Here is a 14483-nt window from a genome sequence, read left to right on the forward strand (position 1 = left end):
ACAGGATTTAATAATGACTTTTAAGCCAGCCCGCTTGCTGATCGCACTACTCGCCGTTGTCGCGGTACCTGTTTTTGCGCAAAATGTTGCCGTTGTTAATGGCAAGCCTATCCCATCGTCGCGCGTTGATGCAGTCGTCAAGCAAGTCGTCGCCCAAGGCCAGCAACCGGATTCGCCGCAGTTGCGCGAAATGATCAAGAAGGACTTGATCGGCCGTGAAGTGCTGATGCAAGAAGCGGAAAACAAAGGTTTCGGTAAAGATGCAGCCGTCAAGCAGCAAATCGAGAACGCACGTCAGGCCATCGTCATCAACGCCCTGGTCGGCGACTACCTGAAAAAGAACCCCGTCAACGACGCTGAAATCAAGGCCGAATACGACAAGTTCGTAGCCCAGACGGGCGACAAGGAATACCATGTGCGCCACATCCTGGTGGCCACCGAAGCCGAAGCGAAAGACATCATCGCCAAGCTGAAAGCCGGCGCCAAGTTCGAAGACCTGGCCAAGCAATCGAAAGATACCGGTTCGGCCGACAATGGCGGCGACCTGGACTGGGCGGCCCCATCGTCGTTCCCGAAAGTGTTCTCCGACGCCTTCGTGAAACTGCAAAAAGGCCAGGTCACCGACACCGCGGTACAAACGCCTAACGGTTTCCACGTGATCAAGCTGGACGACACCCGCGCGGCCAAGCTGCCGACCCTGGAAGAAGTCAAGCCACAGATCGCCGAAGCGCTGCAGCAAAAGAAACTGCAAGCGTATCAGGAAGAAATGATCAAAAAAGCAAAAGTTCAGTAAGAACTGACCTCCCCGGCGCCCTTTTCGGCGCCGGTCGTGTATTCTGCGCCTGAATGCGCACTGCGCGACAGTTGCGATCTTTTGTACCGGTTTTTGTATACTTATTAGGAATAAACATGATTTTGAAGCCAGCCCGCCTGATCTTAGCCCTGGTCGCCGTCGTCGCGATCCCTGCCTTCGCGCAAAACGTCGCCACCGTAAATGGCAAGGCCATCCCATCGTCGCGCGTTGACCAGGTCGTCAAGCAAGTCGTCGCCCAAGGCAAGCAAGCCGATTCGCCACAATTGCGCGAAGCCATCAAGAAAGACCTGATCGGCCGTGAAGTGCTGATCCAGGAAGCCGACAAGCAAGGCTACGGCACGCGTGCGGAAGTCAAGTCGCAGATCGACAATGCCCGTCAAAGCATCATCATCAATGCCCTGCTGGCCGACTACGTCAAGAAGAACCCTGTCAAGGACGCTGAAATCAAGGCCGAGTACGACAAGTTCAAGGCACAAGCGGGCGACAAGGAATACCATGCACGCCACATCCTGGTGGCCACCGAAGCGGAAGCGAAAGACATCATCGCCAAGCTGAAAGGCGGCGCCAAGTTCGAAGAACTGGCGAAAGTATCGAAAGACGGTTCCGCAGCCAATGGCGGCGACCTGGACTGGGCTAGCCCAGCTTCGTACGTGAAGCCATTCTCCGACGCCATGGTGGCCCTGAAACCAGGCCAGGTCACGCAAACGCCCGTGCAATCGCAATTCGGCTTCCACGTGATCAAGCTGGAAGAAACCCGTCCGACGAAGCTGCCGGCACTGGAAGAAGTCAAGGGTCAAGTGGCCGAGTCGCTGCAACAGAAGAAACTCGCGGCCTACCGCGATGAACTGATGAAGAAGGCAAAAATCCAATAAGATTGGATGAAGATGAAAAGGCGCTCCACGGAGCGCTTTTTTTACGCTTGGAGATGCGATGAATCTACATGAAGAATTAAAAATCGCGCTGGAAGCGGTTGCCGAACCGGGCCGTGCGGCGCCCATGCAGGCGTATATGCGCGACCAGTTCGTGTTCCTGGGCGTGGCGGCACCGCAGCGGCGGCTGGCCGCCAGGGACTTGCTGGCGGGTTTGAAAGGCATCGATGCCGATGTGCTGCTGGAACATGCGCAACTGCTGTGGCAGCAGCCGCAGCGCGAATACCAGCACGTGGCGCTCGACATGCTGGCCCTGCACCGGCGCCAGCTGGGCGTCGAACACCTCCCCGCCCTGCTCGGCCTGGCGCGCCAGCGCGCCTGGTGGGACAGCGTCGACGGCATGGCGGGCATCGTGGGCGACGTGCTGCAGGCGGAACTGCGGCGCGGCGGCGACGGCCATGCGCACATGGACGCAGCCTTGCAGCACGAAGATTTCTGGCTGCGCCGCATCGCCATGCTGCACCAGCTGGGCTGGCGCGCCGACACGGATGCCGGCTGGCTGTTCGACGCGGCCCTGGCACTAGCCCATGAAGAGGAGTTTTTCATCCGCAAGGCCATCGGCTGGGCCTTGCGCGATTACGCGCGCCACGCGCCGGCAGAGGTGCTAGCTTTTGCTACGGAGCACCGCCTGCAACTATCGCCGCTCAGCTACCGCGAAGCGCTGAAGCACCAGCTACCTTGACGGCCTGGCCACCCAGCAATCGCAGCGCCGCGTCAATGCGGGAAGTGGCATCCCAGGCGGGCACAGGCGCCAGCAAGCCCAGCGCCATCTGCCGCAGCGGCTCGGCAATCACCATGGCCAGCAGCAAGCCGGCCAGTTCCTGCCCATCGTGCAGCACCAGATGACCGCGCGCGGCCTGGCGAGCCAGCCACTCTGCCAGCAAGGCCGTGCCCCGCTCGATGCCGTTGCGCTGATACACGGCAAGTAACTGCGCGCGCGCGGGAAACTCCGTGCACAGCAGGCGGAACAGGCCGACGGCGTCCGCCGTCAGCACGCGCGCCGCCATCGTCTGCAAGATCTCCTTCAATAAGGGCAGCACTTCGCCGGGCGCGGCCGCATCGTGCGCCATCGCCGGCAAAAATGCATCCGTCCAGCCGCGTACCACCAGAGCGACCAGTTCCTCGCGGTTGGCCGCATATTGATACAGCGACTTCTTTGCCATGCCCGCGTGGCGCGCCACCGCTTCCATGGTCGTGGCCGCATAGCCTTCGTGCAGCAGCAGCCAGGTGGCCGCCTGCACGGCCGCCTCGCGCGCTTCCTCGGGCGGACGCGCCGGACGGCCCCGTCCACGCACAGCCTTGCTCTCTTCTTCCTGCATGCCGGCTCCAGTCTTGATCGATGGGCAATTCTACACTGAAACATATTTAGGAAACGCTATCCGTTTCTTTAATATATAATTGTCTCACCCCAACAAAGGAGAACGACATGACGAAGCCTATTGAATTCCCATGGAGCATCACCAACACGGGCGACTTGCTCGACCCGTTTCCCCTGCACCTGGAAACGGGTATCACGCGCCTGGAAGACGGTTGCCTGCTGGTGGCGGCGCGCACGGAGCTGCACGGCTGCAGCGGGCGCATGCTGGACTGGTGGTTTACGTTTTTCGAGACGACGCAGCACATCAAGTGGTGGCATCCGCACGATCACGTGGCCCATCACGGCTGGAACAGCGCGTGGAAAAAGGGAGAGAGTTATTACGGCGCCTCGATCGAGGCGGTGGAATCCTTGGGCGACATTGCGCCCGTAAAAGCCAAGCTGAAGTTCCATGATCCGAAGGAGGTCTTTGACCCGGCGCAACTGCAACTGGCCAAGGACAGCGGCGCCCTGTCGGCCGCCATCTGCGCGCGCATCGGCTTTGGCGACCACGTGGTGCTCGATCCGCACGGTGACCCGCTCGACGGCGAAATGCTGCACCTGACACGCGACACGCCCACGGGCTGCGTACTGCGCAGCCGCTTCTTGCTGGGCCGCAACAGTCTCGATCCCGTGCGCGAGGTGCCCGACGTGCTGGGCCTCAATTTGCTGCGCCATTGCTACAGCGAATTTACCTATCTGTCGCGTTTCCTGCCGTCCTTGTACTACGGCGAGCACGCCAACGGCGAAAAGGCGCCGCTGCCCTGGTAAGCAGCCTTACAGCCGCTTGTGCATGCGCGCCAGCGGCAGTTTGATGTCATCGGGCAAGTCCAGGTGAAAATCTTCCGTGACGGCAAAACCGCTGGCCCGGTACAACGGCACGCCGGGCAAGGTGGCGGCCAGTTCCAGTGCAGTAAAACCGGCGGCCAGCGCCTGGCGTTCGCAATGGCGCATCAACATGCTGCCCAGGCCCTGGCGCGCGGCGCTTGGCTCGACAAAAAAGGCGCGGATGCGGCCAGGCTGGCTGGCCGGGTCGAGCAGCGGGTCCGGCCCGCTCTTCGCACGGTCGGCGCCATACAGGGTGGCGCGCCGGCTCCAGCCGCCGCAGGCCAGCATGGCGCCGTCGCGCTCGATGACGAAATACGTCTGGTCAGCCACCAGTTGCGTATCGACGCCGAACACGTGGCGCGTCACGGCCTCGGCCTGTTCCTGCGTATAAAACCCCGCGCTCAATGCCACGCCGGAACGGGCGATCAGTGCATTCATGGCGGGCACATCGGCCGGCAGCGCCACGCGCAGGCGCGTCAAGGCGCCAAAGCTGAACCAGGCACGCGCGATGCGCCCCTGTTCCACCTCATATGTTGCCACCAGCTCCTGCGCGGAAACACCGTCCGGCGTGTCGCCATGCACGATCTCGTGGTCGATCACCAGCTTGCCGCAAGCGATGCGGTTGAGCAACTGCGCCTGTGGCCGGCTGGCGGCGAAACGCGCCGTGAAACGGGGGCCGATCTGCGCACTGCCCGTGGCCAGCAAGGTATCCGGGTGCTGGAATTGCTGCGCATCATCGGCATAGATGGCCAGCAAGGCGGGCACGTCGTGGGCGTTGTAGGCGTCCAGTTGTGCCTGGACCACCGCCGTGGGCGAAATGCGTGTATCGTTGGCAAGCGCCATGCGTGCACCTGTTGTGATGTGGTTGGAAAGTTGCAAAGCGTAACATTGTCGCCCCTGTCGCGGCGCGGTTTACTGCGATAATAACAAGATTCGCCTCAAGCAGCATGTTGAGACGTCACCAATCAATCGCAGCAGGAGTAAAGATCATGAAATGGGAAGGCAATCGCGAAAGCGACAATGTGGAAGACCACCGTGGCGAAGGAGGCAGTGGTGGTAGCGGTGGCGGCGGTTTCGGTTTTGGCGGGCGCTCGATCGGCATCGGCACCATCGTCATCGCCCTCGTCGGCTCGTATGTGCTGGGCGTCAATCCCCTGACCTTGCTGAATCTGCTCAGCGGCGGTGGCGGCCAGGTCAGCACCCAGCAAAGCCAGTCGCCGGCGCGCCAGCCGCCCGAATCGGACGACATGGCCCGCTTCGTGAAAACCGTGCTGGCCGATACGGAAGACACGTGGGGCGCCCTGTTCAAGGCCGAAGGGGGCACCTATGTGCAACCCAAGCTGGCGCTGTTTTCGGGCAGCATCCCCACAGCCTGCGGCACGGGCCAGAGCGCCAGCGGCCCCTTCTATTGCCCCGGTGACCAGAAAGTCTACCTGGACCTCGATTTCTTCAAGCTGATGCAGCAGCGCTTCAAGGTCTCGGGCGAATTTGCCGAAGCCTATGTGATCGCACATGAAGTGGGCCACCACGTGCAAAACCTGCTGGGCTTGTCCGAGAAGGTCGACAAGGCGCGCCGCACGCAATCGGAGCGCCAGGCCAACGCCATGTCCGTGCGCCTGGAATTGCAGGCCGACTGCTTTGCCGGCGTATGGGCATTCCACGCGAACCAGGATCGCAAGATCCTGGAACAGGGCGATGTGGAAGCGGCACTGAAAGCGGCCACGGCCATCGGTGACGATGCGCTGCAGCGCCAGTCGCAAGGCCATGTCGTGCCCGACTCATTTACGCACGGCACCTCGGAACAGCGCGTGCGCTGGTTCAGCAAGGGCATCGAGAGCGGCCAGATTTCACAGTGCAATACGTTTGAGGCACGCCAGCTGTAATGCAGGCAAAGCCAGCATGCCGCCTGGTCGGGCGGCATGCGCTCAGGGCACGCCGCCTGGTCGGGCGGCATGCGCTCAGGGCACGCCGACGTCGTAGCGCTTGCCCAGCCGCTTCAGTTCGCCTGTCTCGATCAGGTTAGTCAATTCCTGGTCGAACTGCAGGCGCAGCTTGTCGAAAGTCGGCGAGCGGGGGAAGGCGAAATAGCCATTCTGTACTTCGATGACCTTGGGCAAAGGTTTCACCTGGCGAGCATAGCCCAGGCGGGCGATCACGGGATCGGTATTGCGGCGGTTGCTGACGAACACGTCGACGTGATTGTGCACCAGCATCTTCAAGCCATTTTCCACATTGTTGGCCACGCTGACCTGCAAGCCGGGCCGCACGCGCTCCCAGTCCGCGCCATACGCCCAGCCATTGAGCAGCACCACTCTGCGGTTCTTCAGCACGCTATAGTCGCCATCCCAGCCGAAACTGGCGTCCTGGCGCGTATAAAAGACCATCTGGTCCTGGTAAAACGGCTTGTCGGAAAACGCCATGCTGGCGATGCGCTCGGGCGTCTTGTAGGGGCCGATCAGGATATCGGCCTGGCCCTGCACCAGCATGGCTTGCGCGCGCGCCCACGGCACCATGCGAAAACGCACGGTGTTACCCGTGCGCGCCGCCATCAGGCGCAGCAGTTCCGCGCCCAGGCCGCCATACTCGCCGCTGTTCTGGTACTCGAACACGCGCTCGAACTGCGCGCCCACGGCCAGCAGTTCCCGGGCTGGCGCCTGCGATGGCACAAGCAACACCGGCCACAGCAGCGCCAGGGCCAGCAGGCGCCGCCCGCTTTTTCGCATCAGCCGACGATGCGCAAGGAGTAATCGGTGGCCCGCACGTCCTTGGTCAGGCTGCCGATCGAGATGCGGTCCACGCCCGTTTCGGCAATCGCCCGCACGGTATCGGCATGGATGCCACCCGACGCTTCCAGCAAGGCACGGCCGTTGGTGAGGGCCACGGCGTCGCGCAGCATGTCGTTGCTGAAGTTATCCAGCAGCACGGAGACGGCGCCCGCATCGAGCGCTTCGCGCAATTGTGCCAGGGTTTCCACCTCGATCTGCACGGGCACGCCCGCGTCGAGGTTACGCGCGTTTTCCAGGGCCTGGCTGACGCCGCCCGCCGCCGCGATATGGTTTTCCTTGATCAGGATGCCATCGTACAGGGCCAGGCGCTGGTTCTTGCCGCCGCCGACGCGTACCGCATACTTTTGCGCCAGGCGCAGGCCCGGCAAGGTCTTGCGCGTGTCCAGGATGGAAGCCCTGGTGCCGGCGATCACATCGACATACTGGCGCGTGGCGGTGGCGACCGCAGACAGCAGCTGCAGGAAATTGAGGGCGCTGCGCTCAGCCGTCAGCAAGGCGCGCGCGGGCGCCTGAATCGTGCAGACAACGCTGTCGGCCGTCATCATGTCGCCTTCGGCGTAATGCCAAACGATATCGATGCTGCGGTCCAGGCTTTTCATGATGCCTTCGAACCACGGCGCGCCGCACAGCACGGCCGCTTCGCGCACGATGACGCGGGCCGTGACGATGTGGTCGGGCGGCACCAGTTCGCCCGTCAGGTCGCACTGGCCCACGTCTTCCAGCAAGGCGGCCAGCAGATTGCCTTCGAACGCGCGCGCCAGGGCCGGATCGAAAGGAGCGAAAGAATTAACGAGGGTACTCATGCTGGACCGATTCCTTGGAACAATGTGGTTTCTTTTGCCAGGTCCGCACCCGGCTTGAGGCCCGCCTTCTTGGCGGCGGCGAAGTCGAGCATGCGATTGATCGAGCGCACGGCCAGCTGGCCGACGGCGGGATCGACGTGGATTTCATTGTGCATGTTTTCCAGCGTTTGCGCCAGGTTCAGCAAGCCGTTCATGGCCATCCACGGACAGTGCGCGCAGCTTTTGCAGGTGGCGCTGTTGCCGGCCGTGGGCGCTTCGATGAAGCGCTTGCCCGGCGCGGCCGCGCGCATCTTGTGCAGGATGCCATTGTCGGTGGCGACAATAAACGTGTCCGTATCCATGGTTTGCGCGGCCGCAATCATTTGCGACGTCGAGCCCACCATGTCGGCCAGCGCCACCACGTTGGCGGGCGATTCCGGATGCACGAGGACCTTGGCTTGCGGATACTCTTCCTTGAGCAAATCGAGTTCGATGCCCTTGAATTCGTCGTGCACCAGGCAGCTACCCTGCCACAGCAGCATATCGGCGCCCGTTTCCTTCTGGATATACGAACCCAGGTGTTTATCGGGTGCCCAGAGGATTTTCTTGCCCTGCGCATGCAGGTGGGCGACGATGTCGAGGCCGATCGACGACGTCACCATCCAGTCGGCGCGCGCCTTGACGGCCGCGCTGGTGTTGGCGTAGACGACGACCGTGCGGTCCGGATGGGCATCGCAGAAGGCCGTGAATTCGTCCACCGGGCAACCGAGGTCGAGCGAACAGGTCGCGTCGAGGTCAGGCATTAATACGGTTTTCTCGGGGCTGAGGATCTTGGCCGTTTCGCCCATGAAGCGCACGCCGGCCACGACCAGGGTCTTGGCCGGATGGTCGCGCCCGAAGCGGGCCATCTCCAGGGAATCGGAGACGCAGCCGCCCGTGGCCTCGGCCAGGTCTTGCAGGTCAGCATCAACGTAATAGTGGGCAACGAGCACGGCTTCGCGCTCGATCAGCAGGCGCTTGATGCGCGTGATCAGTTCGGCTTTTTCAGCCGGGGAAGGCGTCGCTGGCGTGCGTGCCCATGCGTGGGCAGTGCAGCTGGCTCCGTCTTGTGGATGTTCATACTCGACGGATTTGATGGCTAAAGTTTGCATGGCTGTGTCAAACAAAAACGGGATAGACCGGCACGAACGCAATGAAGCTGGTGCGCCGGAACGAAAGGACCGCGGCGCGTCGGTGTGGGGCTGGGTGGCTGGCGTTGTCATATCGGACTACGCTGCGCCTCGGCGGCCCCGCTAATCCGACCTACGCGACCTACGCGACCAACCCGGGCAACTCACCCTGACGTAGGTCGGATTAGCGCACAGCGCGTAATCCGACACAACGTTACCCTACATAATTAATCAATCCCTTGGCTTCTGAGGTAATCCTCATAGTTGCCGCGGTAATCGACCACTTCATCTTCCTTGATCTCGATGATGCGGTTGGCCAGCGAGGACACGAATTCGCGGTCATGCGAGACGAAGATCAGGGTGCCCGCGTATTTTTCCAGCGCGATGTTCAACGATTCGATCGATTCCATGTCCATGTGGTTGGTCGGCTCATCGAGCATCAGCACGTTGTGGCGGCCCAGCATCAGCTTGCCGTACATCATGCGGCCCTTTTCACCACCGGACAGTACCTTGACGGCCTTTTTCACATCGTCGCCGCCGAACAGCAGGCGGCCCAGGATGGAGCGCACGGCCTGGTCATCGTCGCCCTCTTTCGTCCACTGGCCGATCCAGTCGGTCAGGTTAGTGTCCTTGGCGAAATCTTCCGTCGGATCTTGCGGCATGTAGCCCACGTTGGCGTTTTCCGCCCACTTCACGCGGCCCTGGTCCGGCTGCAGGCCGGCGATGTCGCCCGCAATGCAACGCAGCATGGTGGTCTTGCCGGCGCCGTTGGCGCCGATGATGGCGATGCGCTCGCCCGCTTCGACCATGATGCTGAAATTCTTGAACAGCTGGCGGTCAAAACCTTTCGAGATGTTCTCGACTTCCACAGCCAGGCGGTGTAATTTCTTTTCGCCGTCGAAACGCACGAACGGATAGGCGCGCGACGATGGCTTGATGTCGTCGACCTTGATTTTTTCGATCTGCTTGGCACGCGATGTCGCCTGGCGGGCCTTCGATTTGTTGGCGGCGAAGCGGCGCACGAATTCCTGCAGCTCGGCAACCTTGTCTTTCGCTTTCGCGTTGTTGGCCAGCTGCTGGTTGCGCGCCTGGGTCGAGGCGAACATGTATTCGTCGTAGTTACCCGGGTAAATCTTCAGGGTGCCGTAGTCCATGTCGGCCACGTGGGTGCAGACCTGGTTCAGGAAGTGGCGATCATGGGAAATGATGATCATGGTGGAGTTGCGCTCGTTGAGCACGTCTTCCAGCCAGCGAATCGTGTTGATATCCAGGTTATTCGTCGGTTCGTCGAGCAGCAGGATGTCCGGATTCGAGAACAGCGCCTGCGCCAGCAGCACGCGCAGCTTCCAGCCTGGCGAGACATTGCTCATCGGGCCTTGATGCAACTCGATGGCGACACCGGCGCCCAGCAGCAGTTCGCCCGCGCGCGATTCGGCCGTGTAGCCGTCGTATTCGGACACTTTGCCTTCCAGATCGGCCGCCTGCATGTAGTCGTCGTCGGTCGCTTCCGGGTTCGCGTAGATCGCGTCGCGTTGCTGGATGGCGGCCCACATTTCCGTGTGGCCCATCATGACCACGTCGAGCACGCGCATGTCTTCAAACGCGAACTGATCCTGGCGCAGCTTGCCCAGGCGCTCGTTGGTATCGAGCATGACATTGCCGCCCGATGGGTCCAGGTCGCCGCCCAGGATCTTCATGAACGTCGACTTGCCGCAGCCGTTGGCGCCGATCAAGCCATAGCGGTTGCCGTCGCCGAACTTGACGGAGATATTCTCAAACAATGGCTTGGCGCCAAACTGCATCGTAATATTTGCGGTTGATAGCATGTGATATTGGGTCTTTATTCAGTTAAAACAGCTAGTTAAGTACTTTTCTCCCATTATACAGCACCCACCCTCTTCCACTCTATAGTAGCCCGGCGAGAGCACTCTGAGCAAATGTGGAGAAATACAGGCAGCAGATGATGGCAAGAAAATACCATTGCCGCAGTTCCATTTAGCAGATACCCTGCGCGGTATCCGTTTCCCACTCATCACCTCGCAGGCATCACTTGAAAAAAATCACCATCGCCGCCGCCGTGGCCGTCATTGCCGTCGCCGCCACCGCCTACGCTTCGCCGTACTACGCCTTGCACCAGATCAAGACCGCCCTGGCCGAACGCAATGCCGAAGCCCTGGCCGGGCACGTGGACTTCCCCGCCCTGCGCGCCAGCGTCAAGGCGCAGCTGGAGGCCAGCATGGCGCGCAGCATCGAGGCGACAGCCGGCAGCGGCAACCCGCTGGCCGCCCTGGGCCAGTCGATCGCCAGCGCCATGCTGGGCAAGATGGTCGACACCATGGTCTCGCCCGCCGGCGTCGTCGCGCTGGTCAACAAAAGCGCCGTCAGCCCGCAAGCAAGCGACACGGCAGATGCGCCGGCCGATGGCGCACGGAAGAAGGCCGACTATTCGGCAGGCTATGCCGGCGTAAACACCTTCGTCGTGCGCGCCAAGGATGGCAATGCGCAGGAAGGTGCACTGGTCCTGCAGCGCCATGGCGTGTGGGGCTGGAAACTGAGTTCGATCGAGATTGCGTCGGCGATGGCCGGCCGCTAGCAGCGCGGCAGTGGCAGCCTGCGGGGGCTACCCTGCCCGCCCCCCCCCGATCAGAAGGTCATCGGCAACCTGACCGAGATGGAAACATCGGGCGTATCGCGCGTCAGACCGGCGCCCACCGACACATTCAAGCTCCGGTCCTTGCCAAGGCGATACGAAAACCCCATCAGCAGGGTACCCAGCTGCGTACGCACGGAACCGGGCACGGTCATGCCATTTTGACGCGTGCGTCCAACGCTGCTGTGATCGTAGCCCAGACTGAGCGAGGCCTTTTCATTCAGCGCCAGACCGATGCCGAAATTCACGCCGAAAATCTTCCCTGGCTCGATGGTGCCGAGCGGTTCGCGCACGCCATTGAGCACCAACCGGCTCACATCAGTGCGCTTGAAGCCGTGCAGGTAGCTGATGCTGCCAAAGAATACGGCTGGATCGGAGGGAAACAGCCAGGTCAGGCTGGGCTGCAGTGAATAGAAACCGGAGCCGGTGGGCAAGTCCAACGGCAAGCCCGTCCCGGTCGCGTTCTCGCCCACGCAGCGCTGCGTACAGTCCGTGATGACCTCGAACGGATCGCGTCCTGTGCGCGACTTGAAGCGCAGGCCGGCCACGTAGTATGGCTTGTCGGCGCCGCCATTGTTCAGTTGGTAGCGGGCGGCCACCTCGACATCGCCCAAGGCGCGGCCACTGGTGTCGAACACCCGCTCCGAGGCCGTGCCGGTAAACAGTTCGCGACTGACGGTGGCATCGGAGCGATAGACATATGGCACCCTGGCTTCGACTTCAAGACGGTTGCTCAAGCCGGTGCGCACGGTCAGTGCGCCGGTCAGGGTATTGCGCTTGACTTCGCGCACATCGATCAAGCCGATCAGCAAGGCGGGAATAATGGTGTAGCCGACCAGGGCGACCCGATTGCTGGACGAGTAACCGAATTGCATCGACGGTTCCAGCACGTAGCGTCCCTTGGGCGTCAGCACGCCGGGCTGTTCGAACAGGGGAGCCACTTCGGGCGGCCGGACAGGCGGGCTTGGCGCCTGCCCCACCGGCTGGGGCGTCGGCGGTGGCGCCTGTGGCGCGGAGCCGGCGTCCTGGATGTCCGCCAGCGACAAGTACGCCGCCCGCAAACCCGTGCCCCGCTGCCGGGCCAGGCGGTTATTGTCGACAGGTTCATTGCCCTGCAGCACATCGATGCGGCGCTGCTGTTCATGCATCGATGCGCGCAGCGCCTCCAGCAGGTGCCGCTGTTCGGCCAATTGCGCTTTCAGGCTTTCCAGCTGCGCCGCCAGATCGTCCTGGCTGGCGCCCGGCGCTTGCTGGGCCTGAACGGCTGCACACAGCAGGATAGCCGACACACCTGCCGTACCAAATCGCAATAAGTAAAGATGCCGCATAGTCTCTCCCGATGACAAGCCCTGCCTATCAGTAGCCGGCCCTGGCAGCCCAACCGCAATGACCCGGTGCTACTGCACGATGCCGCCAGGGGAATCCGGGCGGCTTGCTGAAAACCCTATCTGGGACCTGCAACACTGCCCAGTGCATTTTGCAAGGTGTCCTGGAAGTTCGCCAGCTTCAGCAATTGCAGACTGTTCACGCTGCTATTGATGATCGTCTGGGTACGCAAGACCTGGTCATTCAAGCTGTTCTGGATCACGGTGCCGGCCATCGTTTGCGCCATCGGGCCTGGCGAAAACACGTTGCCGGCGCCGTTCTGCAGGACAGTCATCGAGGCGACTGCCGTACGCGCCAGATTCGCTTCCTCGACGCTCAGGTGCGCCAAGTCGGCAATCGTGAACGCCACGCTCGATACCACGCTGCCATTGACGCTGACCAGGCGCTCTATCCCCAACGACAGGCTCAAGCCACCTGGCATGTCGAAACCGCCCCGTGCCTGCTCCAGCGTTTCCTCGCTGACCGGCGTCCAGCCCGCTGTTGGCGGCTCGGCGCCGGCATTCTGCGCGGCAGCAAGCAGGCACGCCAGGCTGGCAGCGGCAAACCGCTCTTTCTTGTGCATATATCCTCCAGCGTGGCGTTTGCCCGCCATTAAAAATTCCCGCCGTCATTCTTCGGCATGGTGAGCTGATCGAGCCCGCTGCGGCTGATCGCCAGTCCCAGTGGCGCTTGCGGCGCCGCGCGCCAGTCATCGGCATCATTGAAGCGGGCCGCCTGCATTGCCCCCTCGGTCGCCACCGGGCCAGGTGCGGACGGCGTCACGCGTCCATGGATCACGAACAGCAAACGGCCCTGCCAGATCGCCTCGAAACTGGCGCGCGGCATGGCCCGCGTGCCGCCGGCCGGATCGCCGATCAGCACGCGGCTCTGGCCCAGCCCCTTGACCACGACAAAATGCCGGTAGCCTTGCTCGGCCACCAGCACGATGGCGGGAAAGCCCGCCTCTGCCAACTTATCCAGCGGCAACTGAAACCCGTCGGCCAAAAAGCCACGACTGGCAAGAAAACGCTTGATATCAAGCAAGGAAAATCCCTCTTTGCGTATCTTTTGCTGATCACCTTGCTGGTACATTTGCTCAAAAACAAACTCTTCCGTCACTGGATCGGCATAATGATGGGTCAGCAAGGTGGCCACCGCGGCGGAACCGCAACTGAAGTCGTATTGCTGGTGCAAGGTGCGCTGGAAACGCGCTTCGCGCATGCTCACCAGCGGCACCTCGAAGCGCGTGCCAAAGGCACCGATATCGGCCGCGCTGGCGCCTGGGGATGCCACGCCGCCCAGCAAGGGCAGGCATAGCATGAGCAACGAGCATGTGCTGGGCGTGGCCATGCCTAGCGCAACTGCAAATTGATGATGGTGGCGTTCTGGATCAGCACATTGGCGCCCGAATTCTGAATGACGATCGGGATGCCGGAAGCGTTGGCAAATGCGGCGCCATCGATCGTGTTGGCGCCCGTACTGACGTAGCTGGCCGAGTTGCCAGTGACAAAGCCACTCAGCCGCGCTTCATTGCTAACCGTCTCGGTGCCGCCACGCGCCTGGTCCAGGGCGGATGCGCCAGCGGCCCGGCCAAGCCCCCCCGCAAAAATCCCATCGACCGTCAACGGCATCAGCGCGGTCAGCGCCGTGGTCGGAGCAGCAATCGGCAGACTCAACTCTGGCCCGGCAAGCAAGGGCAGCGCCCTTGCTTCCTGTCCAGCCATGGCACCTGTGGAAAGACAGGCCAGGCTGGCACAGCATATCGAATGAAAAAAAAGGCGCATGCTCATCCCCTTGTTCATGACT

The 14483-nt window shown here is 62.0% G+C and carries 16 protein-coding genes; 6 read left to right on the forward strand and 10 right to left on the reverse strand.

Translation table 11 applies throughout. The features are described from left to right. The first annotated feature begins 13 nt into the window (after positions 1-13). From FJQ89_RS05455 to FJQ89_RS05465, 3 genes are all read left to right on the forward strand, one after another. On the forward strand, positions 14-793 hold the full coding sequence (locus tag FJQ89_RS05455; protein ID WP_141169375.1) for a peptidylprolyl isomerase: 780 nt from the start codon (positions 14-16) through the stop codon (positions 791-793). A 116-nt stretch (positions 794-909) separates the two neighbouring features. Then, a complete protein-coding gene (locus tag FJQ89_RS05460; RefSeq protein WP_141169376.1) occupies positions 910-1686 on the forward strand; it encodes a peptidylprolyl isomerase in 777 nt (258 codons plus the stop codon). A gap of 58 nt (positions 1687-1744) precedes the next feature. Then, positions 1745-2425 (forward strand): DNA alkylation repair protein, encoded by a 681-nt coding sequence (locus FJQ89_RS05465; protein WP_141169377.1) that lies wholly within the window; start codon positions 1745-1747, stop codon positions 2423-2425. Here the strand turns inward: FJQ89_RS05465 and FJQ89_RS05470 are convergent. Further along, positions 2388-3062 carry a TetR/AcrR family transcriptional regulator gene (locus tag FJQ89_RS05470; protein WP_141169378.1) on the reverse strand — a complete coding sequence of 225 codons (675 nt, stop codon included), beginning with the start codon at positions 3060-3062 and terminating at the stop codon, positions 2388-2390. The two genes, FJQ89_RS05465 and FJQ89_RS05470, sit on opposite strands and share 38 nt — an antisense overlap. Before the next feature lie 107 nt (positions 3063-3169). Between FJQ89_RS05470 and FJQ89_RS05475 the strand changes: the two genes are divergently transcribed. Then, on the forward strand, positions 3170-3868 hold the full coding sequence (locus FJQ89_RS05475; protein ID WP_141169379.1) for a DAPG hydrolase family protein: 699 nt from the start codon (positions 3170-3172) through the stop codon (positions 3866-3868). A gap of 6 nt (positions 3869-3874) precedes the next feature. On the opposite strand, the gene FJQ89_RS28315 is transcribed toward FJQ89_RS05475, so the two are convergent. Continuing rightward, a complete protein-coding gene (locus FJQ89_RS28315; RefSeq protein ID WP_141169380.1) occupies positions 3875-4768 on the reverse strand; it encodes a GNAT family N-acetyltransferase in 894 nt (297 codons plus the stop codon). Positions 4769-4914: 146 nt separating this feature from the next. Here FJQ89_RS28315 and ypfJ point away from each other — a divergent pair, with 146 nt between their 5' ends. Beyond that, complete coding sequence (ypfJ, locus tag FJQ89_RS05485; protein WP_141169381.1) at positions 4915-5808, forward strand: KPN_02809 family neutral zinc metallopeptidase; 894 nt, start codon at positions 4915-4917, stop codon at positions 5806-5808. Positions 5809-5883: 75 nt separating this feature from the next. Here the strand turns inward: ypfJ and FJQ89_RS05490 are convergent, their stop codons facing one another. From FJQ89_RS05490 to FJQ89_RS05505, 4 genes are all read right to left on the reverse strand, one after another. Then, on the reverse strand, positions 5884-6648 hold the full coding sequence (locus FJQ89_RS05490; protein WP_141169382.1) for a substrate-binding periplasmic protein: 765 nt from the start codon (positions 6646-6648) through the stop codon (positions 5884-5886). After that, a complete protein-coding gene (nadC, locus tag FJQ89_RS05495; protein ID WP_141169383.1) occupies positions 6648-7514 on the reverse strand; it encodes a carboxylating nicotinate-nucleotide diphosphorylase in 867 nt (288 codons plus the stop codon). The genes FJQ89_RS05490 and nadC overlap by 1 nt, the downstream gene beginning before the upstream one ends. Then, positions 7511-8644 (reverse strand): quinolinate synthase NadA, encoded by a 1134-nt coding sequence (gene nadA / locus FJQ89_RS05500; RefSeq protein ID WP_070218383.1) that lies wholly within the window; start codon positions 8642-8644, stop codon positions 7511-7513. Before nadA ends, nadC begins: the two co-directional genes overlap by 4 nt. Positions 8645-8889: 245 nt before the next feature. Then, the gene (locus FJQ89_RS05505; protein WP_071077220.1) at positions 8890-10488 is read right to left on the reverse strand and encodes an ABC-F family ATPase; all 1599 of its coding nucleotides are present in this window, start codon (positions 10486-10488) and stop codon (positions 8890-8892) included. Between the two features lie 224 nt (positions 10489-10712). Here FJQ89_RS05505 and FJQ89_RS05510 point away from each other — a divergent pair, with 224 nt between their 5' ends. After that, positions 10713-11255 carry a DUF2939 domain-containing protein gene (locus FJQ89_RS05510; RefSeq protein WP_141169384.1) on the forward strand — a complete coding sequence of 181 codons (543 nt, stop codon included), beginning with the start codon at positions 10713-10715 and terminating at the stop codon, positions 11253-11255. Positions 11256-11305: 50 nt separating this feature from the next. Here FJQ89_RS05510 and FJQ89_RS05515 read toward each other — a convergent pair whose 3' ends face one another. The 4 genes from FJQ89_RS05515 to FJQ89_RS05530 all read right to left on the reverse strand — a co-directional run bounded on the left by FJQ89_RS05515 (position 11306) and on the right by FJQ89_RS05530 (position 14479). Continuing rightward, positions 11306-12640 (reverse strand): GPO family capsid scaffolding protein, encoded by a 1335-nt coding sequence (locus tag FJQ89_RS05515; protein WP_141169385.1) that lies wholly within the window; start codon positions 12638-12640, stop codon positions 11306-11308. 116 nt (positions 12641-12756) lie between these two features. Beyond that, entirely contained in the window at positions 12757-13260 is a 504-nt protein-coding gene (locus FJQ89_RS05520; RefSeq protein ID WP_141169386.1) for a hypothetical protein, read from the reverse strand. A 29-nt stretch (positions 13261-13289) separates the two neighbouring features. Further along, positions 13290-13997 carry a C39 family peptidase gene (locus FJQ89_RS05525; protein WP_243136432.1) on the reverse strand — a complete coding sequence of 236 codons (708 nt, stop codon included), beginning with the start codon at positions 13995-13997 and terminating at the stop codon, positions 13290-13292. Positions 13998-14029: 32 nt separating this feature from the next. Then, entirely contained in the window at positions 14030-14479 is a 450-nt protein-coding gene (locus tag FJQ89_RS05530) for a hypothetical protein (RefSeq protein ID WP_141169388.1), read from the reverse strand. Positions 14480-14483: the final 4 nt, after the last annotated feature.

The sequence above is a fragment of the Janthinobacterium tructae genome (assembly GCF_006517255.1).
GTDB lineage: Bacteria > Pseudomonadota > Gammaproteobacteria > Burkholderiales > Burkholderiaceae_D > Janthinobacterium > Janthinobacterium tructae.

Bases quoted from the DNA above. Each gene is read 5' to 3' on its own strand.
- FJQ89_RS05455 (WP_141169375.1), top strand. From the start codon at position 14: ATGACTTTTAAGCCAGCCCGCTTGCTGATCGCACTACTCGCCGTTGTC.
- FJQ89_RS05460 (WP_141169376.1), top strand. From the start codon at position 910: ATGATTTTGAAGCCAGCCCGCCTGATCTTAGCCCTGGTCGCCGTCGTC.
- FJQ89_RS05465 (WP_141169377.1), top strand. From the start codon at position 1,745: ATGAATCTACATGAAGAATTAAAAATCGCGCTGGAAGCGGTTGCCGAA.
- FJQ89_RS05470 (WP_141169378.1), bottom strand. From the start codon at position 3,062: ATGCAGGAAGAAGAGAGCAAGGCTGTGCGTGGACGGGGCCGTCCGGCG.
- FJQ89_RS05475 (WP_141169379.1), top strand. From the start codon at position 3,170: ATGACGAAGCCTATTGAATTCCCATGGAGCATCACCAACACGGGCGAC.
- FJQ89_RS28315 (WP_141169380.1), bottom strand. From the start codon at position 4,768: ATGGCGCTTGCCAACGATACACGCATTTCGCCCACGGCGGTGGTCCAG.
- ypfJ (WP_141169381.1), top strand. From the start codon at position 4,915: ATGAAATGGGAAGGCAATCGCGAAAGCGACAATGTGGAAGACCACCGT.
- FJQ89_RS05490 (WP_141169382.1), bottom strand. From the start codon at position 6,648: ATGCGAAAAAGCGGGCGGCGCCTGCTGGCCCTGGCGCTGCTGTGGCCG.
- nadC (WP_141169383.1), bottom strand. From the start codon at position 7,514: ATGAGTACCCTCGTTAATTCTTTCGCTCCTTTCGATCCGGCCCTGGCG.
- nadA (WP_070218383.1), bottom strand. From the start codon at position 8,644: ATGCAAACTTTAGCCATCAAATCCGTCGAGTATGAACATCCACAAGAC.
- FJQ89_RS05505 (WP_071077220.1), bottom strand. From the start codon at position 10,488: ATGCTATCAACCGCAAATATTACGATGCAGTTTGGCGCCAAGCCATTG.
- FJQ89_RS05515 (WP_141169385.1), bottom strand. From the start codon at position 12,640: ATGCGGCATCTTTACTTATTGCGATTTGGTACGGCAGGTGTGTCGGCT.
- FJQ89_RS05520 (WP_141169386.1), bottom strand. From the start codon at position 13,260: ATGCACAAGAAAGAGCGGTTTGCCGCTGCCAGCCTGGCGTGCCTGCTT.
- FJQ89_RS05525 (WP_243136432.1), bottom strand. From the start codon at position 13,997: ATGCTATGCCTGCCCTTGCTGGGCGGCGTGGCATCCCCAGGCGCCAGC.
- FJQ89_RS05530 (WP_141169388.1), bottom strand. From the start codon at position 14,479: ATGAACAAGGGGATGAGCATGCGCCTTTTTTTTCATTCGATATGCTGT.